General features: G+C 65.0%; 23 protein-coding genes. 5 read left to right on the top strand and 18 right to left on the bottom strand.

The window, feature by feature from the left end; all coding sequences use genetic code 11:
• Positions 1–277: 277 nt before the first annotated feature.
• The 3 genes from U0O11_RS01335 to U0O11_RS01325 all read right to left on the bottom strand — a co-directional run bounded on the left by U0O11_RS01335 (position 278) and on the right by U0O11_RS01325 (position 4,087).
• Positions 278–718, bottom strand: coding sequence for a VOC family protein (locus U0O11_RS01335; protein ID WP_043333215.1), 441 nt, complete (start codon positions 716–718; stop codon positions 278–280).
• A gap of 174 nt (positions 719–892) precedes the next feature.
• Complete coding sequence (locus U0O11_RS01330; RefSeq protein ID WP_324691224.1) at positions 893–3,280, bottom strand: FdhF/YdeP family oxidoreductase; 2,388 nt, start codon at positions 3,278–3,280, stop codon at positions 893–895.
• 15 nt (positions 3,281–3,295) lie between these two features.
• Positions 3,296–4,087: a formate dehydrogenase accessory sulfurtransferase FdhD gene (locus U0O11_RS01325; RefSeq protein WP_052384488.1), complete on the bottom strand. Its 792-nt coding sequence runs from the start codon at positions 4,085–4,087 to the stop codon at positions 3,296–3,298.
• A gap of 336 nt (positions 4,088–4,423) precedes the next feature.
• On the opposite strand from U0O11_RS01325, the gene trhO reads away from it, so the two are divergent.
• Positions 4,424–5,518 (top strand): oxygen-dependent tRNA uridine(34) hydroxylase TrhO, encoded by a 1,095-nt coding sequence (trhO, locus tag U0O11_RS01320; RefSeq protein WP_303570608.1) that lies wholly within the window; start codon positions 4,424–4,426, stop codon positions 5,516–5,518.
• A 69-nt stretch (positions 5,519–5,587) separates the two neighbouring features.
• Here trhO and U0O11_RS01315 read toward each other — a convergent pair whose 3' ends face one another.
• The 8 genes from U0O11_RS01315 to U0O11_RS01280 all read right to left on the bottom strand — a co-directional run bounded on the left by U0O11_RS01315 (position 5,588) and on the right by U0O11_RS01280 (position 12,874).
• Positions 5,588–6,475 carry a LysR family transcriptional regulator gene (locus tag U0O11_RS01315; protein ID WP_213113684.1) on the bottom strand — a complete coding sequence of 296 codons (888 nt, stop codon included), beginning with the start codon at positions 6,473–6,475 and terminating at the stop codon, positions 5,588–5,590.
• Between the two features lie 175 nt (positions 6,476–6,650).
• A complete protein-coding gene (locus tag U0O11_RS01310) occupies positions 6,651–6,782 on the bottom strand; it encodes an entericidin A/B family lipoprotein (RefSeq protein WP_043333217.1) in 132 nt (43 codons plus the stop codon).
• 151 nt (positions 6,783–6,933) lie between these two features.
• Positions 6,934–7,065, bottom strand: a complete 132-nt coding sequence (locus tag U0O11_RS01305; protein WP_107335644.1) for an entericidin A/B family lipoprotein — start codon at positions 7,063–7,065, stop codon at positions 6,934–6,936.
• Between the two features lie 23 nt (positions 7,066–7,088).
• Positions 7,089–7,220, bottom strand: a complete 132-nt coding sequence (locus U0O11_RS01300; RefSeq protein WP_084589348.1) for an entericidin A/B family lipoprotein — start codon at positions 7,218–7,220, stop codon at positions 7,089–7,091.
• A gap of 65 nt (positions 7,221–7,285) precedes the next feature.
• Positions 7,286–8,281 (bottom strand): zinc-dependent alcohol dehydrogenase family protein, encoded by a 996-nt coding sequence (locus U0O11_RS01295; RefSeq protein ID WP_324691217.1) that lies wholly within the window; start codon positions 8,279–8,281, stop codon positions 7,286–7,288.
• Between the two features lie 168 nt (positions 8,282–8,449).
• On the bottom strand, positions 8,450–9,229 hold the full coding sequence (locus U0O11_RS01290) for a sulfite exporter TauE/SafE family protein (RefSeq protein ID WP_225347489.1): 780 nt from the start codon (positions 9,227–9,229) through the stop codon (positions 8,450–8,452).
• Between the two features lie 201 nt (positions 9,230–9,430).
• Positions 9,431–11,503: a TRAP transporter permease gene (locus U0O11_RS01285; RefSeq protein ID WP_324692480.1), complete on the bottom strand. Its 2,073-nt coding sequence runs from the start codon at positions 11,501–11,503 to the stop codon at positions 9,431–9,433.
• A 363-nt stretch (positions 11,504–11,866) separates the two neighbouring features.
• Positions 11,867–12,874 (bottom strand): TAXI family TRAP transporter solute-binding subunit, encoded by a 1,008-nt coding sequence (locus U0O11_RS01280; protein ID WP_043333219.1) that lies wholly within the window; start codon positions 12,872–12,874, stop codon positions 11,867–11,869.
• 404 nt (positions 12,875–13,278) lie between these two features.
• Between U0O11_RS01280 and U0O11_RS01275 the strand changes: the two genes are divergently transcribed.
• Complete coding sequence (locus U0O11_RS01275; RefSeq protein ID WP_054555248.1) at positions 13,279–13,707, top strand: HIT domain-containing protein; 429 nt, start codon at positions 13,279–13,281, stop codon at positions 13,705–13,707.
• Positions 13,708–13,854: 147 nt separating this feature from the next.
• Here the strand turns inward: U0O11_RS01275 and U0O11_RS01270 are convergent, their stop codons facing one another.
• The 6 genes from U0O11_RS01270 to U0O11_RS01245 form a co-directional block, all read right to left on the bottom strand.
• Positions 13,855–15,117 (bottom strand): nickel/cobalt transporter, encoded by a 1,263-nt coding sequence (locus U0O11_RS01270; RefSeq protein WP_324691212.1) that lies wholly within the window; start codon positions 15,115–15,117, stop codon positions 13,855–13,857.
• The gene (locus U0O11_RS01265; RefSeq protein WP_324691210.1) at positions 15,107–15,868 is read right to left on the bottom strand and encodes a DUF1007 family protein; all 762 of its coding nucleotides are present in this window, start codon (positions 15,866–15,868) and stop codon (positions 15,107–15,109) included. Before U0O11_RS01265 ends, U0O11_RS01270 begins: the two co-directional genes overlap by 11 nt.
• 122 nt (positions 15,869–15,990) lie before the next feature.
• Positions 15,991–17,520, bottom strand: a complete 1,530-nt coding sequence (locus U0O11_RS01260) for a sigma-54-dependent transcriptional regulator (protein ID WP_324691208.1) — start codon at positions 17,518–17,520, stop codon at positions 15,991–15,993.
• A 16-nt stretch (positions 17,521–17,536) separates the two neighbouring features.
• Positions 17,537–19,714 carry a sensor histidine kinase gene (locus tag U0O11_RS01255; protein WP_324691205.1) on the bottom strand — a complete coding sequence of 726 codons (2,178 nt, stop codon included), beginning with the start codon at positions 19,712–19,714 and terminating at the stop codon, positions 17,537–17,539.
• A gap of 139 nt (positions 19,715–19,853) precedes the next feature.
• Positions 19,854–20,291, bottom strand: coding sequence for a hypothetical protein (locus U0O11_RS01250; protein ID WP_324691203.1), 438 nt, complete (start codon positions 20,289–20,291; stop codon positions 19,854–19,856).
• Positions 20,291–20,914 (bottom strand): hypothetical protein, encoded by a 624-nt coding sequence (locus U0O11_RS01245; RefSeq protein WP_324691201.1) that lies wholly within the window; start codon positions 20,912–20,914, stop codon positions 20,291–20,293. The genes U0O11_RS01250 and U0O11_RS01245 overlap by 1 nt, the downstream gene beginning before the upstream one ends.
• A 412-nt stretch (positions 20,915–21,326) precedes the next feature.
• Between U0O11_RS01245 and U0O11_RS01240 the strand changes: the two genes are divergently transcribed.
• From U0O11_RS01240 to U0O11_RS01230, 3 genes are all read left to right on the top strand, one after another.
• Positions 21,327–23,324 carry a BCCT family transporter gene (locus tag U0O11_RS01240; protein WP_054555244.1) on the top strand — a complete coding sequence of 666 codons (1,998 nt, stop codon included), beginning with the start codon at positions 21,327–21,329 and terminating at the stop codon, positions 23,322–23,324.
• 364 nt (positions 23,325–23,688) lie between these two features.
• Positions 23,689–24,168, top strand: coding sequence for a Dps family protein (locus U0O11_RS01235; RefSeq protein ID WP_043333228.1), 480 nt, complete (start codon positions 23,689–23,691; stop codon positions 24,166–24,168).
• A gap of 199 nt (positions 24,169–24,367) precedes the next feature.
• Positions 24,368–25,480 (top strand): App1 family protein, encoded by a 1,113-nt coding sequence (locus U0O11_RS01230; RefSeq protein WP_324691198.1) that lies wholly within the window; start codon positions 24,368–24,370, stop codon positions 25,478–25,480.
• A 134-nt stretch (positions 25,481–25,614) separates the two neighbouring features.
• Here the strand turns inward: U0O11_RS01230 and U0O11_RS01225 are convergent, their stop codons facing one another.
• Complete coding sequence (locus U0O11_RS01225; protein ID WP_324691196.1) at positions 25,615–26,088, bottom strand: DoxX family protein; 474 nt, start codon at positions 26,086–26,088, stop codon at positions 25,615–25,617.
• Positions 26,089–26,118: the final 30 nt, after the last annotated feature.

Below are 26,118 nucleotides of genomic sequence, written 5' to 3'. Positions count from 1 at the left end.
CCTTGCCAGCTAGGCAGTGTCCGCGTGGCGGTCCCTCACGCGACTCAAGGAGGTGCAACATCGCGGCAGGCGGGCAGCAAGAGAAAGGAAAAAGGTATAGCTGCCTGCCGCGATGACACTCCACAAAGGCCGAGCACGACATGCCACACATCATGCTGCGGGGCTTATGAACTTCATTACATCATAAGCCCTGCTGGGCGATGCACCAGTCATAATTCGGCTATTGCGTTGCCTGGATGCGACGCTTACGCACACGTCAACATGCGGCCTTGCTTGCTTACCAGCTGCCCGTGTTGCTCATGGAGGCCCAGGGTTCCTGCGGCGCAAGGGCGTCACCGGCCTGCAGCAGCTCCAGCGAAATCCCATCCGGGCTCTTCACGAATGCCATGTGGCCGTCACGCGGCGGGCGATTGATGGTCACGCCGTTGTCCATCAGATGCTGACAGGTAGCGTAGATATCCTCGACGCGATAGGCCAGATGGCCGAAGTTGCGCCCACCTTCGTATTCTTCCGGGTCCCAGTTATGGGTCAGTTCCAGCATCGGCGCCTGCATCTCGCGGGCACGTTCGGCATCCTGCGGGGCTGCCAGGAAGATCAGCGTGAAGCGGCCCTTCTCGGAATCCTTGCGCGAGATCTCGACCATGCCGAGCAGGTCACGGAAGAAATGCAGTGAAGCGTCGACATCACGGATACGCAGCATGGTGTGCAGATATTGCATGGATCACTCTCTTGAACGGTGGTTGGGGCAGCACTGAGGACGGAAAAGACGTGTGCCGAGCGTAGCTGGCTCGGCGCACGGGAATATTCTAGACACACGACTGCCGCGCGACGAGTCTCCTCGCGGCACGGCAGTGTGGTGATGCATGCACCCTGCTGCTGACATCTCGCGCCGTCAGGCGATGCGTGAACTGCGCTCCAGACGTACGGGCACCGCCTTGGAGGATGGCGTGCCGGTATCAGCGCCGTGGCTTTCCAATGCGACCAGCACGTTGGTTTCCGGATAGTAGGCCCCGATGCAACCGGCCGGGATGTCGTACTCGACCAGACGGAACTGCGGCGCACGTCGCTCGCTGCCGTCCGGACGCGGCTCGCCGAGCATGTCGACCCAATCACCGTCGGCCAGCCCCAGCCGCGCCAGGTCTTCACCATTGATGAAGATCACCCGCCGCTGACCCGACACGCCACGATAGCGGTCGTTGTAACCGTAGACGGTGGTGTTGTACTGATCGTGACTGCGCATGGTCTGCAGCGTCAGCCAGCCATCACGCCGCGCCAGCTGTTGATGCATCACCGACTCCGGCAGCGGCATGTGCGAGAACTCGGCCAGGCCGCTGGAGGTCGGGAAGACAAGCTCGCGTACCGGATTGGCGAGGTGGAAGCCGCGCTTGTGTGCCAGTCGTGAATTGAAGTCCGCGAAACCGGGGATGACCGCCGCGATCTCGTCACGGATCAGATCATAGTTCTCGCTCAGGGCCTGCCAATCGACCGGATCACTGGCACCTCGCGCCGGCAGCACGCGCGCCAGGGTGGCACGCGCGATCGCCGCGATGATGCCGGGCTCGGAGCGCAATTCAGGGCTGGCCGGTGCCTTGATGCCGGCGCTGGAATGCACCATCGACATCGAGTCCTCGACGCTGATGTGCTGGGAAGCCACCTGCGAGGAGCGATCGATCTCGCTGCGACCGAGACACGGCAGAATCAGCGCATCGGTCTGCTTGCCCATCACCAGATGACTGCGGTTGAGCTTGGTGCTGATCTGGACGTTGAGCTCGAGGTTGCGCATCGCGGCCTCGGTCCGCTCGCTGTCCGGCGTGGCACGCGTGAAGTTGCCGCCCAGCGCGATGAAGGTCTTCGCCTTGCCCTGCTCCAGCGCCGCCAGGCTCTCCACGGTGTTGTAGCCCTGCGCACGCGGCATGCTGACGCCGTAGCGCGCTTCCAGCGCCTCGATCAGCCAGGCGGGCGCCTTCTCGTCGATACCCATGGTGCGATCGCCCTGGACGTTGGAATGGCCACGCACCGGACAGGCCCCGGCACCGGGACGGCCGAAGTGCCCCCCGAGCAACAGCAGATTGACGATCTCGCGCACACTCTCGACGGCATGCAGATGCTGGGTGATGCCCATCGCCCAGGTGCAGATGACGTTGCCGGCACCCGCGAAGATGGCGGCCGCCTCCTCGAGCTGAGCGCGTGTCAGGCCGGACTGGTCCTCGAGGGTTGCCCACTCGGTCGCCTCGACCAGCGCCTGCCAGGCCTCGACGCCCCGGGTATGCGCTTCGATGAAGCTGGCGGCGCGCGTGAATTCGCCCCGCGCCTCCATCGCGAACAGCGCCTTGGCCATGCCGCGCAACGCCGCCATGTCGCCCCCCATGCGTGGCTGGTAATAGCGATGGCTGATGGGCTGGCTGGAGAGGGTCATCATCTCCAGCGGCGACTGCGGATCGGCAAAGCGCTCCAGCCCCCGCTCACGCAGCGGATTGAAGCTGACGATGCGCGCGCCACGCCGGGATGCGCGACGCAGATCGCCCAGCATACGCGGGTGGTTGGTGCCGGGGTTCTGACCGAACACGAAGATGGCATCGGCGTGCTCTAAGTCCTCCAGCAGCACCGTGCCCTTGCCGACGCCGAGGCTCGCCTTCATGCCGACACCGCTGGCCTCGTGGCACATGTTGGAGCAGTCGGGGAAGTTGTTGGTGCCGAACAGACGCACGAACAACTGGTAGAGATAGGCCGCCTCGTTGCTGGCACGCCCCGAGGTATAGAACAGCGCCTCATCCGGCGACGTCAGCGCGCTGAGGTGCTCGGCGACAAGCTCGAAGGCCGCGTCCCAGCTGATCGGCATATAGCGATCACTGGCCGCGTCGTAGCGCATCGGTTCGGTCAGACGCCCCTGATCCTCGAGCATGAAGTCGTCCCAGCCCAGCAGCTCCGTGACGGTGTGCTGAGCGAAGAAGCGCGGCGTGACCCGCTTGGCGGTCACTTCCCAGGCCACCGCCTTGGCGCCGTTCTCGCAGAATTCGAAGGAGGAGCCGTGTTCCGGGTCTCCCCAGGCACAGCCGGGGCAGTCGAAGCCCTTGTCCTGATTGGCCTTGAGCAGGGAGCGCACGCTCTTCCACGGCGCCCTGGAGTGACTGACATGCTGACCGACGCTCTTGAGTGCGCCCCAGCCACCCGCCGGCCCGGAATAGGCGGCAATGCGCGGATGACGCGTCTGTTGCGCATCCTCGCGGGGCAGGCTGGCAGACGCAGGCGTCTCGATCTCGGGGGCAGCAATGTCGGTCATGTCAGGATCCACTGGCTAGGATGAACGGGGGCGATCAGCGTGACCGCTGAGCAATTCGAGTCGACGCCCGCGGTGGGCACAGATCAGATTGAGGTCGCAGGCGCGGGCGGTCTCGACGGCGAGTCGCGAGGGCACCGCCAGGGTGATCAGGGTCGGAATGCGCGCACGGATGGTCTTCTGCACCAGCTCCAGGCTGCAGCGGCTCGACACCAGCAACGCCTCGGGCCACACACCGCTGTCGAGGCTCATGCCGATCACGCGGTCCAGCGCATTGTGGCGACCGATATCGGCGCCCTGCGAGATCAGACCGCCTTCGGCGTCCAACCCCAGCGCCAGATGCATGCCGCGGCGCGTGGCGCGCTCCAGGCGTTCCAGCCCGCGCATCAGCGCATCGGGCGCCAGCGCTGCCCGTGGCGGCAGACGCATAAGTCCCGCCATCAGCTCCGCTTCGTCCTGCACGCCACAGGCGCCGCAACTCGAGACACTGCTCTCACGCCGCTGATGACGCTCGGCCTTGCGCGCCAGCGAGTCACTGACCTCAAGACGCACCGCCAGCCCATGACGCAGCCGCGAGAGATGGATCGCCGAGACCTCGTCACGCCGCGTGATCCAGCCCGCGGTGAAGGCATGCCCCAGCGCCAGCGGCTCAAGGGCCTCTGGGCTGGCCAGCAAGGTGCCCATCGCGGTGTCATTGAGCGCCAGGCTCACCGGTAGCTCCGATGGGCCATCCAGCTCGCGCAGCGGCACCTCGCGGGCATCCGCATAGCCTGCAGCGCCTGGCGCCTGTTGATAGAGCGAATCTTTCATTACGGCTCTCCGTGGCGCAGATTCGTGGCGAGAATGGCGCGCGCAACCCTCAGCCGACCTCTGCGCAATATGGGAATATCCTACCGTCATGCCGTGAGGGCGACCAATTGAGCCGAGCCGCCAATTGATAGACACCGCCAATGAAGATGGCGTCCGGCCGGTGACAGGCATGCGGGCCATCGCGGCGGGCGAGAAATTCGCGCGCGAGTCGCGTAAAATGCGTCGCCGACCCTTGAGGGTGCGCCTGCTGTCGCGCTATCCCCCGTCCGCCGGCCGCTCTCATCTCTCGATCATCCTGCTCCGGATTTACGTTCCGGCCCGCATGAGGACCTTCGCATGACCGACACTCCCGACCTGACTGCCGCGCCTGACCAAGCCAGCGCCCCGCAGCTGACCAGCACATCTGCCTCCGCCCGTCCCAGCCCGCTGGCGCCGCAGCATGTGGTCTGTGCGCTCTACAAGTTCGTCACCCTCGAGGACTTCGAGGCGCTGCGCGACCCGCTGCTGGCGGTGATGAACGAGCACGCCATCCGCGGCACCCTGCTGCTGGCCCGCGAAGGCATCAACGGCACCGTGTCCGGCTCACGCGCCGGCATCGATGCGCTGCTCGCCTGGCTGACCAGCGACCCGCGTCTGGCCGAGCTCGACACCAAGCAGTCACTGGCCGAGCAGGCGCCCTTCCTGCGCGCCAAGGTCAAGCTCAAGCGCGAGATCGTCACCATGGGCGTCGAGGGCATCGACCCGCGTCACACCGTCGGGACCTATGTGGAGCCGAAGGACTGGAATGCGCTGATCTCCGATCCTGAAGTACTGCTGATCGACACGCGCAATGACTATGAAGTGGAAGTGGGGACCTTCGCCGGTGCCGTCAACCCGAACACCACTGCCTTCCGTGATTTCCCGGACTACGTCTCGCGCGAGCTGGACCCGACACAGCACCGCAAGGTGGCGATGTTCTGCACCGGCGGCATCCGCTGCGAGAAGTCCACGGCCTATCTCAAGGAGCAGGGCTTCGATGAGGTCTATCACCTCAAGGGCGGTATCCTGAAGTATCTGGAAGAGGTGCCCGAGGAAGAGACGCTGTGGCAGGGCGAGTGCTTCGTGTTCGATGAGCGCGTCACCGTCGACCACCAGCTGCGCCCCGGCCAATACGATCAGTGCCATGCCTGCCGCCTGCCGATCACCGAGGAAGACAAGCAGAGCGAGCGCTACCAGAAAGGCGTCAGCTGCCCGCGTTGCTACGACAAGCTGAGCGATGCCCAGAAGGCGCGCTTCGCCGAGCGCGAGAACCAGATTCGCCTCGCCAGAGAACGTGGCGAAGCCCACCTGGGCATGGACGCCGTCGCCCAGATGCAGGCGCGACGCGATGCCAAGCAGCAGCAGCGTGAAGCCGCCCGCCGTGCCGCGCTGGAAGCCAGCAAGAAGCGCTGATAGCAGCCAACGCCGCTTTCGCTACCCGAACACCCCGTCTCGACGGGGTGTTCTGCGTTGCAGGCTCGCTCAATCGGCCACACCCGCCGAGTGAGGCAGCGAACGCAGCAGTTCCAGCACGGCATTCAGCCGTCGGCTACGCTGCTGACCACTGCGCCACAACAGCCCGACCGTCTCGCCCTCGCCGGGCAGTCGACGCGCGATCAGCCCTTCACCAAGCCGCGAATCGGCCAGGTTCTCCGCCAGCACGCTGACTCCCAGGCCAGCCTCCAGCATCACGCCGAGGCCGGAAATCGAATTGGCCTCCAACAAGGGCGAGGGCTGCAGCCCCAGCAGCTCGAACTGCTGATTGAGGCGCCGCCGCTGCTGCATCTCCGGCGTCAGCAACACCAGCGGATAGTCACGCAGGCACTCCCACTGCGGCGCGTCGGGCAGGCGGAAATGCGTCTGACTGGCGATCAGCGCCGAATGCTCCTGATAGAGCGGCCGACAGGCGAAGCCGCTCATGGCCGGCGCCGCGGGGTAACCGACCGCGAGATCCAGCTCGCCATCCTCGAGCCCCTGGGCCAGCGATGAGGTCGACAGCTCACGCAGGCGCAGCGAGAGCTGCGGAAAGGCCTCGCGCAGCCGCGGCAGAAACTCGCCGACCGCCGCCAGCGCCGACGGCACCACGCCCAGTGACAGGCGCCCGGTCAGCACCGCGTCCGGCGACAGGTCTCCCTTCAGCTCATCCAGCTCGGCGAGAATGCGCCGTGCGTGGGTCAGCACGCGCTCTCCTTCCGGCGTGAAGCCCTCGAAGCGGTGGCCGCGCAGTATCAGCGCCGTGCCCAGCTCCTCCTCGAGCTGCTTGAGGCGCGCCGACAGCGTCGGCTGGGTGACATGACAGACTCGCGCTGCGCGACCGAAATGGCGCTCACTGGCCAGCGCGACCAGAAAACTCAACTGTCGATGATCCATGTCGGGCCCTTGGCTCGCGGTGGCGGGGGTGACGTACGCTGAGGGCGCATGCCGTCAGCGGTATGATGACGCAAGGCGGCCCGTCAGTCAGCACGCCTGCATGTCTGGCGATCAGACACGAAAACGCCCGGCGCGATGGCCGGGCGTTGGATATCACCACTATCCGGGGCGTCGCTTATTGAGCGGCGTCCTGGACAGCTTCGCCAGCATGCTCGACATCCTGGCCGGCACCGTCAACGGTGTTGCAGCCGGAAAGCGCGGCCAGAGTGAAGAAAGAGGCGAAGATGAGTGCAATGGTGCGGGACATGGTCATGCTCCTTGCGGTAGTGAATATCGAGAAATCTCGTAAAGACGCCAGTTCCTGCGCCTCTACCCTCATACCTTGGGCCGCCCCATGGGCTTTCAAGGGGTGAGATTCATGTTTTGTTCACTCGCCGCCCATGTCATGGACAGTGCCCTCAACTGGCCGATTCCTCGATGGAACCCCCAAGGTGCTCGAGATCTTCCCCGAAACCTTCCACGGTATTGCAGCCACCCAACAGCAGGCCGAACAGCAGCGCGGTGCCAGTCATCATCATGAATCGTCGCATGGGCATTCCTCTCTCTCGGGCAATCAGCTGGCGGCGTTGTCGATCGAACCGCCCAGATGCTCCAGGTCCTTGCCGAAACCGGCCACGGTATTGCAGCCGGCCAGACTCACACTGGCCACCAACAGGGCAGCCACCATCAAACGCGTCATTCTCATCACTTCTCTTCCTGATCAACGGCCAATGAAGGTAAGACACCCTCACTGACCGAAGGTGCCAATACTCAACGATTTACCAGCAGAATCTTGCCCAGCGCCTCGCCGGACTCCAGCAGCTCATGCGCCTTGGCGACGTCACGGAAGCTGAACTGGTGCTCGTCGAGCAGTGGACGTACCGCACCGGCTTCGAGCATCTCGCTCAAGGCGTTGAGCAGTTCCGGCTGGTCGTCCATGCCGATACCGGTCAGCAGCGGTACCGAGCGGAAGATGACGTGCAGCGACAGGTTCTTGGAGTGCAGCTGGGTCAGGTCGTGGGTCGAGCGGGTATTGATGGAGCACAGACGACCGGAGGTCGCGGTGGCCTCGATGGAGCGATCCAGATTGTCGCCACCGACGGTGTCGAAGACCAGATCGAAGCCACGCCCGGAGGTCAGGCGCGTCACGTAGTCCGCGACCGCTTCCTCGCGATAGTTGATGATCTCGTCGGCGCCCAGCTGACGCGCCAGATCCGCCTTGGCTTCGCTGGATACGGTGGTGGTGACATGCGCGCCCAGATACTTGGCGATCTGTACCGCGACATGGCCGACGCCGCCGGTGCCGGCATGGATCAGCACGTGCTCGCCTTCCTTGATCTGACCGCGTGATGCCAGTGCCGTCCAGGCCGTCAGGAACACCAGCGGCAAGGCCGCGCACTCTTCCAGCGTCAGCGCTGCCAGACTCGGACGCTTCACGATCACACGGGTGTCGGCGATCATGTAGTCCGCCAGAGCGCCCTGCCAGCCCTTCACGCCACCGGCACAACCGAGCACTTCATCCCCGACGGAAAAGTCCGTCACGCCTTCGCCGACCGCATCGACCACCCCGGAGACATCGCCATTGAGAATGGCCGGGAATTCCGGGTGCGACTTGACCAGCCCGCTGCGCAGCTTGGTCTCGATGGGGTTGATGCTGGAAGCCGTCACCTTGATGCGCACCTGCCCCCGCGCCGGTGTCGGGGTCTCCAGTTCGCGCTCGACGAACACTTCGGGACCGCCGTACTGCTCGATGACCATGGCTTGCATGAGGAAAGACTCCTGAACGATGAAGGAAGAGACGCCATAGCCGGGCTCGGCGCCATCATGAATAGGGGGTGAGCGGCATGCCGGTGTGTCGACAGGACAGACTGGCATTTCGCTCAGATTACCGCGAGCTTACTCCGTGTCGTGCATAAGGTCAGCATCAGGCCAGCATCAGGTCAGCGCCAGCTTGAGCACGATGATGAAGATGACCGCGACCGTCAGCCACTTGACCCACCGCGCGCCCGCGGGACTCATGTTGACCCGCGCGCCGAGGAAGGCGCCGCTCATGTTGCCGACCGCCAGTACCAGACCGTAGGCCCAGCGCACCTGACCATCGAACACGAACACCGCCAGCGCCGGCAGGGTATACATCAACACGATGAAGACCTTGAAGACGTTGACCTGGGTCAGGTCGATCTTGAGCAGCCGGTAGAGCACCACGATGAACAGCACGCCGACACCGACCTGGATGAAGCCACCATAAATGCCGATGCCGAACATCGCCAGCAACACCACGGGCGTGATGCGCTCCGGCGTCAGTTCACGCGTGTCGATGCGCGGCGTCGGCAGCAGCATCATGATCGAACACACCACCATCACCACGATCAGAACGCTCTCGAAGGCCTCGGCACTGATGCGGGTCGCCAGCCAGGCGCCCAGCATGGCGCCTGCCACGGCGGGTACGGCCAGCCGCCAGGCCACCCCCATGTTGTGCGCGCCCGCCTTGAGGAAGGTGCTGGTCGCGGTAGCACTCTGCAACGCGATCGCCACGCGGTTGGTGGCATTGGCCTGCGCAGGCGGCAGGCCGAGAAACATCAGCAATGGCAGCGTCAGCATCGAGCCACCCGCCGACAGCACATTGATGAAACCGGCCACGCCACCCAGTGCGATCAGCGCCACTACGCTGATCAGATCAAGGCCGCTGGTCAGCCCTGCAACATCCGACATCATGCCGACATTCCTTGTCCCGCCATCCCGTTGAGTGAAGACGCCCGAGGCGGACATGCCCCAGAGCGCGCGATGCCCGACACACCACCCTCGCGACTGAGCGGGGAAAGTGATGCCGGGCATCGTTCATAGCATATCGCGTCGCATCACGCCTGCTTCAGCCACATCGGCTGACGCGTCTGGCGCTCATCCGACACGCCTGGCTCAGTGCGCCAGCGCTTCCTGCCGGCCACTCTGACGCACGCTGTAGGCCAGCACGCCCAGGAAGATGACCAGACCCGCGAGGTCGTAGGTCAGCTGACCATGCGGCCACAGCATCAGCGCACCGAGCGGGAACATCGCCAGACGCAGCCACCAGGGCAGTTCGTGCTCCAGATAGCCTTCCAGGCCCGCGACGATGGCGTAGATCCCGAACAGCGCGAACACGAACACCGTCAGCATCTCGCCGATGTCACCGGAGATCAGCGGGCTCCAGGCGAACAGCAGCGGCACGATGTAGAGGCCCTTGGCGATCTTCCAGGCCATCAGGCCGGTCTTCATCGGCGGTGTGCGGGCGATCGCGGCTGCCGCGAAGGCGGTCAGGCAGACCGGCGGTGTGACGTTGGAATCCTGGGACAGCCAGAAGATGATCATGTGCGCACTCACCAGCGCCATGGTCAGCACGTGCGGCGACAGCGCCTGCTCATACAGCTGGCTCTGGAAGGTATCCGGCACCAGCGCCAGCAGTTCGCGGGCGGCGTCCATGCTCATCGGCGCGCCCAGCAGGTCCAGCTTGTCCGGTGCTGCCAGCATGAAGATGGCCTTGGCCTGCTCCGGCAGGTTGCCCGCCGCCAGCAGATCCACCAGCTGGGAATGGGCGATCAGGTTGTAGAGCGCCGGGGCGGACAGCGTGCCCAGCACGATATAGGACGCCGTCACCGGCAGGCCCATGCCCAGAATCAATGACGCCAGCGCGATCAGGATGATGGTGATCAGCAGGCTGCCACCCGCCCAGTCGGTGATCATCAGCGAGAAGGTGTTGCCGATACCGGTGGTGGAGACGACGTTGACGATCAGGCCGACAGTGATCAGCAGGATCGCCGTGGTGGTCATGTTGCGCACCCCGGCCAGCATCGCCTCGATGATGTCACCGAGCTTCATCGGATTCTTCGACAGCCACGAGGCCGCGATGACGGACAGGATCGCGATGCCGGCGGCGTAGGTCGGCGTGAAGCCGTAGATCAGTGCACCGACCAGCACGAACAGCGGTGCCAGATAGTGCCAGCCATCCTTGAGCACGTCCTTGAGGCGCGGGCCCTGCGGGTCGTCCAGCGCCGTGGCGTCGGAGCGCTTGGCCTCGATGCGCACGAACATGGCCACCGACAGGAAGTAGAGCAGCGCCGGCAAGGCGGCCACGCCGACGATGGTCAGGTACGGCACCTGGGTGTAGGACGCCATGATGAAGGCGCCCGCGCCCATCACCGGCGGCATCAGCTGACCACCGGTCGAGGCAGCAGCCTCGACGCCTGCCGCGAAGCGCGCCGGGAAGCCGGCACGGCGCATCAGCGGAATCGTGATCACGCCGGTGGAGACGGTGTTGGCGACACTCGAGCCGGACACCGAGCCCATCAGGCCGGAGGCGAACACGGCCACGAAGCCCGGGCCACCCTTGAAGCGACCCGCCGCGCAGCGCGCCAGATCGATGATGAAGTCACCCGCGCCGGACTTGACCAGAAAGGCCCCGAACAGGATGAACATGAACACGTAGGACCAGGAAATGCGCGCGATGGAGCCCAGCATCCCTTCGCCACCGATGAAGCTTCTGAACAGCACCGTCTCCCAGGTCAGGCCCGGGAAGTTGAACACGCCGCCGACATACTTGCCCCACCAGGCCACGTAGGTCAGCGCGATCAGACACAGCACCGGGATGAACCAGCCGGTGGTGCGACGCGCGAACTCGAGGATCAGGCCGACCGCCACGATGGAGACCACCCAGTCCGCGGTGGAGAACACCACGCCACGATCATAGAGCGCATCCTCGAAGCCGATCAGATAGAGGCCGCAACCCAGCGCCGCCAGCCCCAGCAGGATATCCACGCCCAACACCCAACGCTTGGCACCATCACCGGCCGGGGTCAGCATCGGAATGGTCAGCGCACACAGCAGACCGAACAACCCGAAGTGCAGGGCGCTCACCCACAATTCCGACAGGGTCGAGAGCGTATTGAAGTACAGATGCACCAGACAGGTGACGATGGAGATCACGAAGACGGCACGCCCCAACCAGGGCAGGTCCATGCGCCACGGCGCAGCTTCGGTGGATTCGTCACGCACACCGGAAAGATCCGGCTCCTGCGCTTCGCTATCAGTGGGACGAGAGGGCTCTGGCGAGCGGGAATCATGCATGGCGTTGCCTCAAAACGGGGTCAGACAGCGATGGCGCAGCGGCAACTCACGTCACCATGCGCCCGGGCTTGCGAGGAGAATACGGGCTTCTACAGCAATCATTCGTGGGCACTGCTCTGGTCCTGCGCCTCACCTTGCCCACGCTGGGCAGTGTCATGGCGCCGGACCGGCGGTGGTTTATTGGTCTGGGAAACTGCACTGCCCTCACCGCCGCCAGAGGCGAGCGATGAGGGCAGCGGGAACATCAGGTGTGGATCACTCGGCGATCAGGCGCGCCGGAATCTCGATGCCCTGCTCCTTGAAGTAACGTGCGGCACCCGGGTGCAGCGGCAGCGGCAGGCCCGCGATGGCCTTGTCGATAGCCATGGCCTTGGTGGCCGGGTGGATGTTGTTCAGGAACGGCAGGTTCTCGTACATGGTCTTGGTGATCTGATAGACGTCTTCTTCGGAGACATCGTCACGCACCACCAGGATGTTCGGCTGGGCGATGGTGTTGATCGCCTCGTCCTGGCCCGGGTAGGTGCCAGCGGCGATTTCATACGGGGTCCACAGCTCGAACTGCGAGTTGACCTTGGCCAGCTGCTCTTCGGTGAAGTCCAGCGTGGTGATCTCGCCGCCCAAGTTGGCGTAGGCACGGGTCACGGCGGAGGCCGGTGCGCCGGCCGGAATGTTCATGCCGTCGATGTTGCCGTTCTGCATCGCGTCGGCGCTCGGGCCATAGCCCATGTAGGCCAGATCCATCTTGTCGGCATCGATGCCCAGCTGCTCGAGGATGAAGCGACCCGAGCCTTCGGTACCGGAGTTCTTCTTGCCGATGGAGAAGCTCTTGCCGTAGAAGTTGGTCATGTCCTCGATGGTGCCGGACTTGACCTCATCATTGCGGGCCACGAAGTGCTCGACGTTCTGCCACAGCATCGAGATGCTGCGCAGGTTCTTGTGCGCCTTGTTGACCGGCGGGGTGCCATTCCATGCCCAGGCGCCGTAGAGGCCCTGGATGATGCCGAACTGGGCCTGGTCCTCTTCCATCAGCTTGAGGTTCTCGCCGGAACCGGCAGAGGAGATCGCGGACACGGAGATGCCGGCGGTCGGCTCGAGCTTGACCTTGATCAGCGTGGAGAGTGCCACGCCGACCGGATAGAAGGTGCCACCGGTGGTGGCGGTACCCATGATGTACTTGCCTTCCGCCTGAGCCACGGCACTGAGACCAAGAGAGGCTGCGATGGCGAGACCGAGACCGGCCTTGAGGAACTGGCGTTTTTGCATGGAGTGACTCCTTGGCGAACCTGCCGGGCGCAGGTTGAGCATTCTTGTAATGTGGGTAGGCAGACGGACATTGCGGCTGAGCAGGCTCTGGCCCTGGGCGGTGCTGGCCATGTCGCGACCGACAATGCGCAAGGTAGCCCTCTTTTGCGTGGGGCGTTCGTTGCGAGCCTCTGCATCAGCGTAGGAAGAAGGTTAGCAACTGTCCGCGCGGCGCGGTATTTGGCGATGGGGGCATTGCGCAGCCCCCACAGCGCGCACGGGCAATCCGCAAAGTGGCAGGATTCTGCCGATCTGGTCACACTGAGGGCATTCGCGGGCGTTCACGCCAGGGAGTCCGCCACGATTCGGGTTACCCTTTGCCCTCGACTCACGCCCGCCCTGCTCCATCCGATCAAGGAGAGACGATGACCCCCTTCAGCCTTCACCCGCAGCTGGACGCCGACACTCACTTCGTGGCCGACCTGCCGCTGTGCACCGTGCGCCTGATGAACGATGCGCGCTATCCGTGGCTGGTACTGATTCCGCGCCGCGATGCCATCCGCGAGATCTACGAGCTGGACAGCAGCGCCCAGCAGCAGCTGTGGCAGGAAACCACCCAGCTGGGCGAGCTGCTGATGACGGTAAGCGGCGGCGAGAAGCTCAATATCGGCGCACTGGGCAACATGGTGCCGCAGCTGCACATGCACGTGATCGCCCGCCGCAGCGATGATGCAGCCTGGCCGGGGCCGGTGTGGGGCGTCGGCACGGCCGAGCCCCACGACAGCGAAGCGCTGACGGTGCTGGTCGACACCCTGCGCATGAAGATCGCCGAGCTGCCGAGCTATTCCTACTGACAGCATCACCTGCGCTGTCACTGACATCTGCGCTCTCGCAGACACTGTCATCCACGCTCTCACATCTACGAAAACGGGGCCCAATGGGCCCCGTTTTCGTAGATGGCAGGTAGCGTGTAGCAGGTAGTTAGGGCGGCACCGCAGGCCTCACTTGTCGCCTGAGCTCTGCCCTGACGACCGCGGGCCCAGAGGGCTCTGGAGGGAGGTGCCCGGCGCCGAGCGATCGAAGGGCGAAGCACCACGACCGGTGGGAGAGTCCAGCGCCTTGAGACTGCTGGCGACCAGCAGAGCGCCAAAGACCGTGATGATGATGCCGCCGAGCAGCCCGACCAGTGCCGCCCACGGCCACTGACGGCGCGTGCGGCTGTCCGGGTGAGACCCACCCAGGCGCGAGCCGGCCGCCGCCAGGCGTCCGCTGGCCTTCATGATCAAGGTGGCCATCGCCACGCTACCCACCGTCAGCGCGGTGCCCAAAGACATCGCCAGCACCGCCAGTACCCCGCTGCCGACCATGTTCAGCGCCAGCGCGGCCAGCAAGACCAGAATCGCGCCGGAACACGGCCGCAGGCCGATCGCCAGCACCGCCATGCCCATGGTGCGCCAGTCGCCACTGGCCTGCTCCGCCGTCACGCCATGCGCATGGCCGCAGCCGCAGTCATGCCCGTGTGAATGAGCGTGGCCGTGAGAGTGAGAGTGAGAGTGAGAGTGAGAGTGAGAGTGAGAATGTGAGTGGTCGTGGCCAGGCGACGGCTCGAACGCCAGCCCCTGCATCGCTGGCGCCTGCGGCGCTCCCACGCTTGAGACAGGCTGTGCCCTGACAACACGCCATAGCGTGCGAGCGGCGCGCCACAGCAGCAACAGCCCCAGCACCAGCACCCCGAGATGACTGAGCAGGGTGACCTTCTCGACCTGTCCGAGCACATCGCGCCCCGCCCAGTCGAGCAGCCCCGCCCCGAGGCCGACCAGCACCAGCGCACTGACGCCCTGCAGCAAGGCCGCCAGCAACGACAGCCACAGCGCACGGCGCCGAACGATGGGCTGACTGACCAGCAGCGTACTGATGACGACCTTGCCATGCCCGGGGCCCGCGGCATGCAGCACGCCATAGGCGAAGGACAGCCCGATCAGCGCCCAGGGCGTGCCGGGATGCGCGGCAAGCTCACTCATGGCGCGCCCCAGCGAGCGCTGGAAACGCGACTGCTCGGCGAAGATCCACCCCAGCGCCTCGCCCCAGCCCTGCACCAGGCTTGGCCAGAGCGCCATGCCCAGCACAAGCAGCCCGCAGCCGACCGCCAGCCAGCCGGCCAGGCGCCGCCCCCGCGACGAGGCGGGTTTGAGCAAGCCATCGCGCATGCCCTTGAGGCTCTTGATATCGCCAAGTCCGCTGGTGTCCTTCGGCTCACTGCTCATCAGCCACCTCACAGCTGACACTGCCGACCTCGGCAAAGTACTGGCCGAGATCCATCGGTGCGGTGGCGTTGATATCCAGCATCGAGGCCTCGGCGACCTTGGACGGGTCCGGGTCGGCCGGCGTGATGCCCGGCGTGCAGCTCAGCGCCGAGTCCTGCCCTTCCAGCCCGCTCACCACCAGCCCTTGCTGCACGGCGATGGCATCCGGGTCATGCAGAATCTCGATGTAATAGGTGGGGTCATAGATGCGATAACTGAGGGTATGGCCAGCCATCGCCACCGGCTCGGCCAGCGGCAGCTCCATCTGGAAGGCGACACGCTCGCCCTTGAGCCAGGTGGTCTGGCGCGTCGCCTTGCCAAGCGCCACGGGTTCGCCATCCAGCGTGACATGGGTGTAGTAATCGAACTGCGACAGATTGGCCAGAATCTCGCTGCCCAGCACATCGAGGCGCTGTTCCATGCTGGTATCGTCCTCGAGCGCGGCCAGCTCCTGACGCAGCGTCAGGCTGTAGAAGGGGTCGAGCAGCCAATACTGGCGCATCGCGACGGCCCGCCCCTGATCATCGAGGCGCAGCGTCACCCGCAGATCGACCCAGCCGTGCGGGTGGGCGGCGGCGGGCTGACTGGCCACCAGGGTGCCCAGCATCAACAACGGTGTCAGCCAGACCGCGGGGCGCAGGCCATGACGAGACGGGAAACGCGCCAGCGCGGACGACAGCGCCGCCACCAGGCGATGAACAGCAACAGACATCGGGAAACTCCGGCAGAACGTCACGGGGACGACAGGAAGGGATTGGCAGGATGTTACTTCATGACAAAACGGGCGGCATCCTGACGCGGCCCGAGGACACCTTCGACAGGCAGCGGCGACGGTCAGTTCGCCGGATCATCATGGCCATGACGAAAGTCTTCACGGCGCAGCCCGTATTTGTGCATCTTGAGATTGAGCGTACGCCGCGGCAGTGCCAACTCCTCCAGCACCTGAGCGATGTTGCCGCGTGCGCGAGTCAGGGCGGCGCGAATCAAGGTCGACTCGAACATCGCCACCTGTGCCGCCAGCCCATGCTCCTCGCTGCTCGCCAGCGCCTCGTCGCTCGCCCCATTGCCGGTCTCGCCTGTGCCCTCCTCCGCTGAGGCACTGCCCGGTGCGGATGACTGCCGCGCGGTGGGCGATTCCCCCAGCACCACGCGGCGACTGGCGGCCTGGCGCAGCTGCCACAGATTGCCCGGCCAGTCCGCCGCCATCAATGCGGCCAGCTCACCGCTGGCGAAGGGTTGCGCCTCCACCTCATGCACCTCGGCGGCCTGACGGCTGAAATGCGCCATCAGCAACGGGATGTCCTCGCGCCGCTCGCGCAGGGCGGGTGTCGTCAGTTCGATCTCGGCCAGTGCATGACCGAGAGTACGCGTCAGCGACCCGCTTGCCATCACGTCGCCCACGCTGCACTGCGCGCTGCACACCAGCCGTGGCGCCAGTCGGGCGCCGTCCTCACGCGCGGCGATCCAGCCTTCCAGCCACTGCCATTGCGCGCCACTCAGGTGGTCCACCTCATGCAGCAGCAAGGTATTGGCCGCAGGACATGCCGCGAGTGCATCCTCGATCGCGCTCGCCAGTGCCTCCGCGCCCTCTGCCCTGGCTTGCGACAGGGGCGCGCATTCCACTCGCGCCAGCAAGGCCGTCGTCGCCGGCGGCATGGCGGTAGATGAGGACGATGCGTCGGCAGGTGGCGCATGCTCGGCCAGTGCCAGTGCCAGAGTGCTGCGCCCGCTGCCCGCCTCGCCGCTGATCCAGACGCGCGCCGGGTGCCCGCGCAATTCAAGCAGTCGCTCACGCAGCTGGCGAATCTGCCGACTCTCGCCCCGCAGCAGACCACTGAGGCCGCGCACGCTCAAGCGGCGGCGCAGGCGTTGGTTTTCATCACTCAGACGCCGCCCCGCCAGCGCCTGACGCAGCTTGAGCTCCAGCGCTTCGGGGTCAAACGGCTTCTCGATGAAGTCGCGCGCGCCGCCCTGCATCGCGGCAACGGCCGTGGCAACATCGCCGTGACCGGTCATCATCAGCACCGGCAGCTCCGGTGCCTGCAGCGCAAGCCGCGCCAGCAGCGTCAGGCCATCCATGCCCGGCATGCGGATATCGCTGATCACCACGCTGACCGGCTCGGCGGCAGCCAGGGCTTCCAGCAGCGCCTCGGCGCGCGAGAAGCAGCGCAGGTGGATCTCGGCCAGCTCCAGCCACTGGGCGAGGGATTCGCGCACCGCCGGATCGTCATCCACCAGCCATACCGGCGCCTCATGGGTCAGATCGCTGTCCTGCTGCAGGCGCAGCTCTGCCGGTTCCAGCCCCGTGGCGGCAAACTCCTCTGCGCCCTCGAAGCCATCGCTGTCATGCGTATAGCCTGTCATTCGTGCATATACCCCGTCATGTCACGGATTGCTGCCCGCTGCCGTATTGTTCGGTACCGTCGGCTGCATGCGTTGCCTCCGACGCCGGCGTGCGTAGCCACAATTCGAAGCAGGCGCCGCCCAGCGCAGAGCCCTCAGCCAGTGAGGAGCCCTCAGCCAGCGAGGAGCCCTCAGCCGGTTCAGATACTGAAGAGCCCTCAGCCAGCGAGGAGCCCTCAGACAGCGAGGAGCCATCAGCTGGTTCAGACACTGAAGCGCCATCGGCCAGACGCAGCAGGCCACCGAGGTCGCGCGCCAGGCCATAACTCAGAAACAGCCCCATCCCCATGCCTTCGCCGACCTCACGTGTGGTGGTGAAGGGATCAAACAGCGTGGCACGCAGCGCGGGGTCGATGCCGGGGCCATTGTCCTCGATACGCAGACATCCGCCCGGCTGCCCCTCAAGGCTGGCCACTGCCGGCCAGGCCTGCCAACTGAGGCGCAGTCGCGGGGCCGCGCGCTTGTTTTCCGGCGCATCGCTCTGCTGATCGGCCTGCTGCGCTTTCTGCTCCCCTTCCAGCGCATCGAGCGCATTGCGGATCAGGTTGGTCAGCAACTGCTCGAGACGCACCTGCTCGCCCATCACGATGATGTCTCGGGGCAGCGCGTCCCGCTCCACCGTCAGGTCGAGGGCGGTGACTCGCTCGGCGAGCAGTTCCAGCGCGAAGTCGATGCGTGGCGCCAGCGCCAGGGCGACGGGCGCCTGCTGACTGGCCGGACGCACGAAGACCCGCAACTGGCGAATCATGTCCGCCAGGCGCTCGGACAGCTCACTGATGCGCGTGAAGTTGCTGGCGGCGGATTCGGCGGCACGCGCGGTCAGCTCGGGGCGCGTAGCGGCGGAGGCGATGCCCCGCGCCAGCAGTTTGCCGCCGCTGGCGGCATAGGTACGAATGCCGACCAGCGGCTGATTGAGCTCATGAGCGATACCGGCCGCCATGGTGCCCAGCGCGGCCAGCTTGCCGGCCTGCACCAGCTCATCACGCGTGGCCTCGAGTTCGCGCGAGCGCTGGGCGACCCGCTCCTCGAGGCGCTCGTTGATCTCGCGCATCATCACCGCTTCACGCCGAATCAGCCCCAGGCGCGCCTGACGCTCGCGCATCCACAGCGCCATCATCGCCAGTCCCAGGATCACGGCGAGCCCGACCAGCACCACATTGCGCGCCTGGATATAGAGTGGCCGCAGCGGCATCAGAAAATGCAGCTGCCAGCCCAGCGGCCCGCTGGCCAGCGACTCATCCAGATAGCGCTGGCCCATCGCCGCCGTCGGCAGCCGCGCGATCTCCGACGCCGCCAGTTCGTGGTTGTCGCCCAGCACCAGGCTGCCGTCTTCCAGCTCCCGCGACAGCGGTGTCAGCGGCGCCCCGCGAAACTGCTGCTGTGCCCGAATGCTGTCCAGCGCCTGCGGCTCGATCGCCTCCAGCGCGCGATACTTCCAGTTGCGCCGCGAGGCCAGCAGGACGATGCGATTGGCATCGGCGAGCAGCACCGTCTCCCCCGCCTGGCGCCAGGTATCTTCCAGCGCCTCCAGCGAGACCTTGACCACCATGACGCCCAGCGGCTCGCCCTCGGCCCCCAGCACCGGCGCCGAGACGAAATAGCCGGGACGCCCGGTGGTATTGCCGACGGCGAAGAACTCGCCGCGCCCGCGCGCCAGGGCATCGATGAAGTAGGGGCGATAGTCGTAGCGATAGCCGACGAAGCTGTCTGGCTCATCGAAGTTGCTCGCGGCCACGGTCATGCCGTCGCGGTCGGTCAAAAAGATGGCCGCCGCGCCGGAGGCACGCGCGACACGCCGCAGGTGCTGGTTGAGATCACTGCTCGAACCGAGGGGAGCGGCGGCACTGGCGGCGTCGCGTTCGTCTGAGGGGATAACAGGCGGCGTTGCCGCAGGCGGAACGCCCTGCTCGCCAAGGGCGATACGCACACGGGCCTGGCGTGCCAGCAATTCCGGCAGCCACTGGAAGCGCGACAACTCGGCATTCAGCGTGCTGGCGTAGAAATTCAGACGAGTCGCGGCGTGCTGGCGAGCATCACGCTCGCCACGCGCCAGCTCCCAATGCCAGAGAGCAAACAAGGCCATCAGCCCGGCCAGCAGACTGGCCGAGAGCGCCAGCCAGGCCAGACGCCGACGGCGCAGCGCACTCAGTGTCATGGGCCATCACACCGCGCGAGCGCGGGCTCGCCCGGGCTCCGGCACTGCCCACCTGCAAAGTGGTGGACAAGGCCAGAGAGGCGACGCCGAGGGCCGCCTCGTGGGGTTGGCATGAGTGGGGTTGGCATGCGCGGGGCGGTCACGGCGCGCCGATCACCGGCACGGTGCGCGCATCCAGAGCCACGGCGACCTCCACCAGCAGGTTGTCGAGGCGGCCCGGCGCGATATCCGCACCATTGCTGTCACCGCTCACGCTGAGACGAATCTGGCCGTTGACCTCGCTCACCCAGGCTTCCAGCGCCAGCGGCGGCCGAGCAGCGTAGCTGGCATCGAGGCGCTCGAGATCCGGGTCTGCGCGCTCGATGATGAAGCCACGCTCCGCCAGCGTCGTCAGCAGGGTGGCGAAGACCTGCTGGGAGGTCAGGGTGCCGCTGTTGGGGGCGATCACCGCGGTGCGCGAGTCCGGCGCATGGGTCGGCTGATTCATGCAGCCACCCAGCACCAGCAGGCCAGCGAGCAGCGTCGCGAGCCCCAAACGTTGCCACAGCGAGCGTGGAGATGCCTTGCGCATGTTCATCAGCGAACCTCCCGTGGATCACGACCCGCCAGCGCGGCCTGCAGCTGACGCTCGATCTGGCGGCAGCTGTCGCTGTCATTGTGAGGGCGGGCATCGATGACGTAGCCGCCCTGATTGATGACCTGCTCATCGCGGATCACGCGCACGCGCTCATCCGGCGCGACCAGCGAGATGCGCTCGAAGCTGATCGGGTCATCGCGGAAGGTGTCATTGCCGACGCCCACGCCGAAATCATTGCCCGCCGCGACGCCATAGCCCACCGAGAAGCCGATGCGCGAGCCGAAGGGCCCATCGATCGCGCCCAGCCCCGGCTGGTCCACCTTGCGCTCACCCGTCACCACGCCCAGCGCCTGTTCGCTCTCGCGGATCTTGTAGCCACGGGCCTCGACGACCTGCGCCGCGGCACGCAACCACTGATTGGCATCGCCCTCACGCGGGAAGATGCAGGCTTCGGGCAGGCCAGCGCTGTCATTCGCGGCCAGCGGGTCCTTGCCGGACAGGGCCGAGCAACCACTCAGCAGCACCAGCCCCACTGCGAGCAGTGTCATGCGCGACAGGCGCGAGCGCGCTGACGTATCAGCCACGCTTGGCCGTGCGGAAAATTCGGGAAGTCGATGGAGCATGCGAACGTCTCCGGTCAGCCACTTGAGCCGGCGCGACATCACGATTTTCACACCATGAGACACACCAGAGGCACTAGACTGACACATAAGTCTTGTAGGGTTTCTGCATAATTATGGTATCGAGACAGCGAGATACCCTCGATGCAGGAAGCCTCATCTTAGCGCCCAGCCATGCCAGCGCCTACCGTATCCAGCCCCCGACAATGCAAGCCAAGACCGTACCGCCATTACCATTTCGCACGATGATCACGCAACGCCAGCGCCGCCAGGGCCGCTCGCTCGGCGCGCAAACCGCCGGTCAGCGCGCGCAACACTGGTTACATATGGAAACGATATCGCGCGGACAACTCACGACGCTACAGGTTCAATAAGTTACCATTATCGACGAATAGGCAATCAGGGAGAGAAATTTATGTCAGAAAATGCCGACCAGCCCACGGTCGCCAAGATCAATCCGCCAGTCTTCTTCGGCTCCGCCGTGGTGATTCTGGCGTTCGTGATCTTTACGGTCGCCATGCCGGATACCGCGCAGACCGCCTTCGGTCATGTCCAGACCTGGATCATCGACACCGTCGGCTGGTTCTACCTGCTGGCCATGGGCGTGTTCGTGATCTTCACGCTGGGTCTCGCCTTCTCGAGCTATGGCGACATCAAGCTGGGGCCAGACCATTCCGAGCCTGATTTCAGCTACGGCTCCTGGTTCGCGATGCTGTTTTCCGCGGGCATGGGCATCGGCCTGATGTTCTACGGCGTCGCCGAGCCTGTCTTCCACTTCACTGCGCCTCCGGTCGGCGATGCCGGCACCGTCGAGGCCGCGCGTGAAGCCATGAAGACCACCTTCTTCCACTGGGGCATCCACGCCTGGGGCGTCTATGCCGTGGTGGCGCTGGCGCTGGCCTACTTCAGCTTCCGCCACAACCTGCCGCTGCGCATCAGCTCTGCGCTGTATCCGCTGATCGGCAAGCGCATCCATGGCCCGATCGGCCATGCCGTCGATATCTTCGCCGTCTTCGGCACCATGTTCGGGGTCGCGACCTCGCTGGGTCTGGGCGTGCTGCAGGTCAGCTCCGGTCTGCATTACCTGTTCGATATCGACAACGACCTGACCACCCAGATCATCCTGATCGCCATCATCACCTGTCTGGCGACCGTTTCCGTGGTCATGGGTCTGGACGGCGGCATCCGTCGTCTCTCCGAGCTGAACCTTGGCCTGGCACTGGCGCTGATGCTGTTCGTGCTGTGCGTGGGCCCGACCATCTTCCTGCTGCAGACGCTGATCCAGAACATCGGTGGCTATCTCAGCGAAGTGGTCGACAAGACCTTCAACATGTTCGCCTATATCCCCGAAGATGGCCCGTCCAAGTGGCTGGGTGGCTGGACCCTGTTCTACTGGGGCTGGTGGATCGCGTGGTCCCCGTTCGTGGGCATGTTCATCGCACGCGTCTCGCGTGGCCGCACCATCCGTGAATTCGTCTACGGCGTGCTGTTCGTGCCGATGGGCTTCACCTTCCTGTGGCTGACCTTCTTCGGCGACAGCGCCCTGCACATGCTGCTGACCGACACCGCGGGCAACCTGGCAGAAGCGGTCTCCGCCGATGCGTCCGTGGCACTGTTCAAGTTCCTGGAGCTGTTCCCGTTCGGTAGCATCACCTCCATGCTGGCCACCCTGCTGGTCGTGACCTTCTTCGTCACCTCCTCTGATTCCGGCTCGCTGGTCATCGACATGCTGACCTCCAAGGAAGGTGATGAATCTCCGGTCTGGCAGCGTGTCTTCTGGGCCTTCTCCGAAGGTTTCGTCGCCGTGGCGCTGCTGATGGCAGGTGGTCTGGGCGCCCTGCAGACCGCCTCGCTGGCCTCTGCCCTGCCGTTCGCGATCATCCTGATGTTCGTCTGCTATGGCCTGCTCAAGGCACTGCGTCTCGAGGGCGTCAAGCAACGCTCCATGCAGCACCTGAGCAACACGCCGGGCCACACCGCCGGTGGCGCACGCAGCTGGCAGAAGCGCGTCCAGACCCTGGTCGAGACGCCGCGTCAGAAGAACGTCGAGCAGTACCTGATCAACACCGTCACGCCGGCACTGGCGGATGTCGCGAAGGAATTCGAGGCCCAGGGCCTGGATACTCGCGTCAATGACGAGGAAGACCGCAGCTATCTGCAGGTCAGCCACGGCGAGGAAGTCGACTTCGTCTACGGTGTGCGGGTGCGCGAATACGCTGCACCGGCCTTCGCGCTGCGCAACGTCAAGCGCAAGGGCACCAGCGACGTGGAACGCCATTACCGCGCCGAGGTCTTCCTGCGTGAAGGTGGCCAGACCTATGACGTCATGGGTTACACCAAGGAGCAGGTGATCGGCGACGTGCTGGACCAGTACGAGAAGCACATGCACTTCCTGCACATGGCGCGCAACTGACGCCTGAGCGTTGCAGAAGTGATGACAGCTGATGACATGGCTGTCGCAAAGGCCCCGCCCCGTGCGGGGCCTTTGCGTATGTGGCCGAAATCAGAATGTCCGAGCCGACGACATTGGCTGCAATATCCGTGTGCGACCTTGAAAACCGCGTGCGCGCACCACATCTCTTACCAGGCATTCATCTACGGCTTGAGGGTGGTGCGCCGGCGACGATAGGGGTGGCCGATGAGGGCGATACAGTGAATTCGTTACCCTGCATCCCGCCCAGCCTCTACACTGGTGGCATACTGGCAGCACGGCTCGCCACCTGCATCTCCACTTTCCCCACAATGCCGTTCACTTCACATTTTTCAGGAGAGTCTTCATGTCCAACGATACCAATGCCATCGGCCTGCACACTGCCAGCGCCACTCAGCTGGCCGAGCACCTCAACATCCTGCTGGCCAACTACCAGACCTTCTACATGAATGCCCGTGGCTACCACTGGAACGTGAAGGGCAACCAGTTCTTCGAGCTGCACGTGAAGTTCGAGGAAACCTACACCGACCTGCTGACCAAGGTCGACGAGATCGCCGAGCGTATCCTGACTCTGGGTCACGAGCCGCTGCACGCCTACAGTGACTACGCGCGTGTCGCCACCATCAAGGAAGACACCCACGTCAGCGACGGCACGGCTTGCGTCAAGGGCCTGCTGACCGGTTACAAGTCACTGATCGAACTGCAGCGCGAGATCATGTCCGTCGCGTCTGACGCCGACGATGAAGGTACCGCTTCACTGGTCGGTGACTACATCCGCGAGCAGGAAAAGACCGTGTGGATGCTGTCCGCCTACCTGGGCGAGTAAGCGCTCAAGCCAATGCAGTGCCAGGGCATGGCAGCGCGGATCTCTGATGCTGCTGCCTGACGCTGTACTTGACTGACACTGGGCCGCGAGGCATTCGCGCAGTGTGAACGCCGCCTTTCGACCCTGCACACGCGGGACTCGAAAGGCGGCGTTGTCATGTGGCCATGAAGGCCCGCCAGATACCGACCAGGAGGGTTGCATGTCACTGCCGCTGACACGTCTGCTACGCAAGCTGCTGCATGTGGCTGCCAAGCCCATGCGCCACGCCCAGGGCAAGGATGGCTACGTCATTCACGCCTATCGTGGCTACGGCTCGCACAGCGAAGCCTTTCTGATGGGGCGCATCTTCCGCCAGCCCGGCTCACGCAGCCAGCTGGCTCCCGGCGCCGGGCGCGACCTGATGGATGTCGGTCGTCGCATGCTGCGCTGGGGCAAGAGCGGCGTCGAGGTAGAGGTCGCGCTGGGGGACAACCGCACCACCGCCATCACCGACCGCGATGGCTACTTCAGCGTACATCTGCCGCTCGATGAGCCGCTGGAGCACCAGGGCCAATGGCATACCGCCCGCATCACCGCGTGTCCGCCGAAGCAGCCCCCGGTGGAGGGCGAGGCGCAGGTCTATCTGCCGCCCATCAGCACACGCCTTGGGGTGATCAGCGATATCGACGACACCGTGATGTACACCGGTGTCGCCAACAAGCTCAAGATGCTTTACCGCCTGTTCATCGAGTCCGCCGAGCGGCGCACCGCCTTCCCCGGCGTGGCCGCGCTCTATCAGGCGCTTCATGAGGGTGATGATGGCCAACAGCAGCGCCCGCTGCTCTATGTGTCGCGTGGCCCGTGGAGCATCTACGAGATGCTGGAGGTCTTCTTCCAGCACAACCGCATTCCGGTCGGGCCGATCCTGTTCCTGCGCGAGTGGGGCCTGACGCTGCAACGCCCGCTGCCCAGACGCTCCGAAGACCACAAGCAGGCGCTGATCGAGAAGATGCTCGGCCTGTATGACGAGATGCAGTTCCTGCTCATCGGCGACAGCGGCCAGCATGACCCGGAAGTCTACGCCGAGGTCGTGCGCCGCTATCCCGGTCGCATCTGCGCGATCTACATTCGCCAGATAGGCGATTCGGACTCGCGCAAGGCCGAGCTGGACCAGCTCGGCGAGGAGCTGGCTGCCCTCGGCTGCGTGATGCTGTTGAGCGCCGATAGCCTCGACATGGCGCACCACGCGCATGCCAACGGCTACATCGATGCCGCCAGCGTCGAGATGGTGCGTGCCGAGATCGAGCATCAACTCGCCGACGAGCCGGCCTGAGCGCCTCGCTAGTCAGCGGATAGATAGCGGCACTATCGCGGTACTACAACGCAAGACGGAGACCCCAGGGTCTCCGTCTTGCGTTGTGTGCGACTGATATGAGCCTCACCGAACGACTCTGCCGCATGACGGCCTCAGGCGATGCGTGAGCGAATCAGCTGATCGAGCGACAGGCGTCCCGGCCCCTGCAATACCAGCACCAGCAGGCTGGACAGCCACAGGCCGTGGGTCACCCAGGCATGGGGATAGACGAACAGCTGGATGGTCAGCGTCATGACGGCAAGCCCCAGCGCCGCGAAGCGCGTCCCCAGCCCCAGCCACAGCATCAGCGGGAAGAGGTGCTCGGCGATGGTCGCCAGCCAGGCGGCCAGTATCGGCGAGACCAGCGGCAAGGCGTATTCATGCTCGAACAGAAAGAAGGTGCTCTCCTTGATCGTGAAGCCATCGACCTTGGTCTGCGCTGACATGAAGAATACCGCGCCGACGATGATGCGCATCAGGATCAACAGCGCATCCATGCGCAGGTTTTCCAGCCAGACGAACACTTTCAGGACCTGCCCCGCCATACCGGTACGAACCGCAGACGTCGTTGATGATTCAAGGCTCATGATGAGGCCTCCTCAAGGGTGCGCCAGGGC

Origin of the sequence: Cobetia sp. D5 (assembly GCF_035666195.1) — a bacterium.
In the GTDB taxonomy this organism is placed as follows: domain Bacteria; phylum Pseudomonadota; class Gammaproteobacteria; order Pseudomonadales; family Halomonadaceae; genus Cobetia; species Cobetia amphilecti.
Note: the sequence above shows the minus strand (reverse complement) of the source record. Positions and strands in the feature narration are given on the sequence as shown.

What these genes read in the sequence shown, in the direction of transcription:
- U0O11_RS01335 (WP_043333215.1), bottom strand. Translation starts at nt 718, where the DNA reads ATGCAATATCTGCACACCATGCTGCGTATCCGTGATGTCGACGCTTCA.
- U0O11_RS01330 (WP_324691224.1), bottom strand. Translation starts at nt 3,280, where the DNA reads ATGACCGACATTGCTGCCCCCGAGATCGAGACGCCTGCGTCTGCCAGC.
- U0O11_RS01325 (WP_052384488.1), bottom strand. Translation starts at nt 4,087, where the DNA reads ATGAAAGATTCGCTCTATCAACAGGCGCCAGGCGCTGCAGGCTATGCG.
- trhO (WP_303570608.1), top strand. Translation starts at nt 4,424, where the DNA reads ATGACCGACACTCCCGACCTGACTGCCGCGCCTGACCAAGCCAGCGCC.
- U0O11_RS01315 (WP_213113684.1), bottom strand. Translation starts at nt 6,475, where the DNA reads ATGGATCATCGACAGTTGAGTTTTCTGGTCGCGCTGGCCAGTGAGCGC.
- U0O11_RS01310 (WP_043333217.1), bottom strand. Translation starts at nt 6,782, where the DNA reads ATGTCCCGCACCATTGCACTCATCTTCGCCTCTTTCTTCACTCTGGCC.
- U0O11_RS01305 (WP_107335644.1), bottom strand. Translation starts at nt 7,065, where the DNA reads ATGCGACGATTCATGATGATGACTGGCACCGCGCTGCTGTTCGGCCTG.
- U0O11_RS01300 (WP_084589348.1), bottom strand. Translation starts at nt 7,220, where the DNA reads ATGAGAATGACGCGTTTGATGGTGGCTGCCCTGTTGGTGGCCAGTGTG.
- U0O11_RS01295 (WP_324691217.1), bottom strand. Translation starts at nt 8,281, where the DNA reads ATGCAAGCCATGGTCATCGAGCAGTACGGCGGTCCCGAAGTGTTCGTC.
- U0O11_RS01290 (WP_225347489.1), bottom strand. Translation starts at nt 9,229, where the DNA reads ATGATGTCGGATGTTGCAGGGCTGACCAGCGGCCTTGATCTGATCAGC.
- U0O11_RS01285 (WP_324692480.1), bottom strand. Translation starts at nt 11,503, where the DNA reads ATGGACCTGCCCTGGTTGGGGCGTGCCGTCTTCGTGATCTCCATCGTC.
- U0O11_RS01280 (WP_043333219.1), bottom strand. Translation starts at nt 12,874, where the DNA reads ATGCAAAAACGCCAGTTCCTCAAGGCCGGTCTCGGTCTCGCCATCGCA.
- U0O11_RS01275 (WP_054555248.1), top strand. Translation starts at nt 13,279, where the DNA reads ATGACCCCCTTCAGCCTTCACCCGCAGCTGGACGCCGACACTCACTTC.
- U0O11_RS01270 (WP_324691212.1), bottom strand. Translation starts at nt 15,117, where the DNA reads ATGAGCAGTGAGCCGAAGGACACCAGCGGACTTGGCGATATCAAGAGC.
- U0O11_RS01265 (WP_324691210.1), bottom strand. Translation starts at nt 15,868, where the DNA reads ATGTCTGTTGCTGTTCATCGCCTGGTGGCGGCGCTGTCGTCCGCGCTG.
- U0O11_RS01260 (WP_324691208.1), bottom strand. Translation starts at nt 17,520, where the DNA reads ATGACAGGCTATACGCATGACAGCGATGGCTTCGAGGGCGCAGAGGAG.
- U0O11_RS01255 (WP_324691205.1), bottom strand. Translation starts at nt 19,714, where the DNA reads ATGACACTGAGTGCGCTGCGCCGTCGGCGTCTGGCCTGGCTGGCGCTC.
- U0O11_RS01250 (WP_324691203.1), bottom strand. Translation starts at nt 20,291, where the DNA reads ATGAACATGCGCAAGGCATCTCCACGCTCGCTGTGGCAACGTTTGGGG.
- U0O11_RS01245 (WP_324691201.1), bottom strand. Translation starts at nt 20,914, where the DNA reads ATGCTCCATCGACTTCCCGAATTTTCCGCACGGCCAAGCGTGGCTGAT.
- U0O11_RS01240 (WP_054555244.1), top strand. Translation starts at nt 21,327, where the DNA reads ATGTCAGAAAATGCCGACCAGCCCACGGTCGCCAAGATCAATCCGCCA.
- U0O11_RS01235 (WP_043333228.1), top strand. Translation starts at nt 23,689, where the DNA reads ATGTCCAACGATACCAATGCCATCGGCCTGCACACTGCCAGCGCCACT.
- U0O11_RS01230 (WP_324691198.1), top strand. Translation starts at nt 24,368, where the DNA reads ATGTCACTGCCGCTGACACGTCTGCTACGCAAGCTGCTGCATGTGGCT.
- U0O11_RS01225 (WP_324691196.1), bottom strand. Translation starts at nt 26,088, where the DNA reads ATGAGCCTTGAATCATCAACGACGTCTGCGGTTCGTACCGGTATGGCG.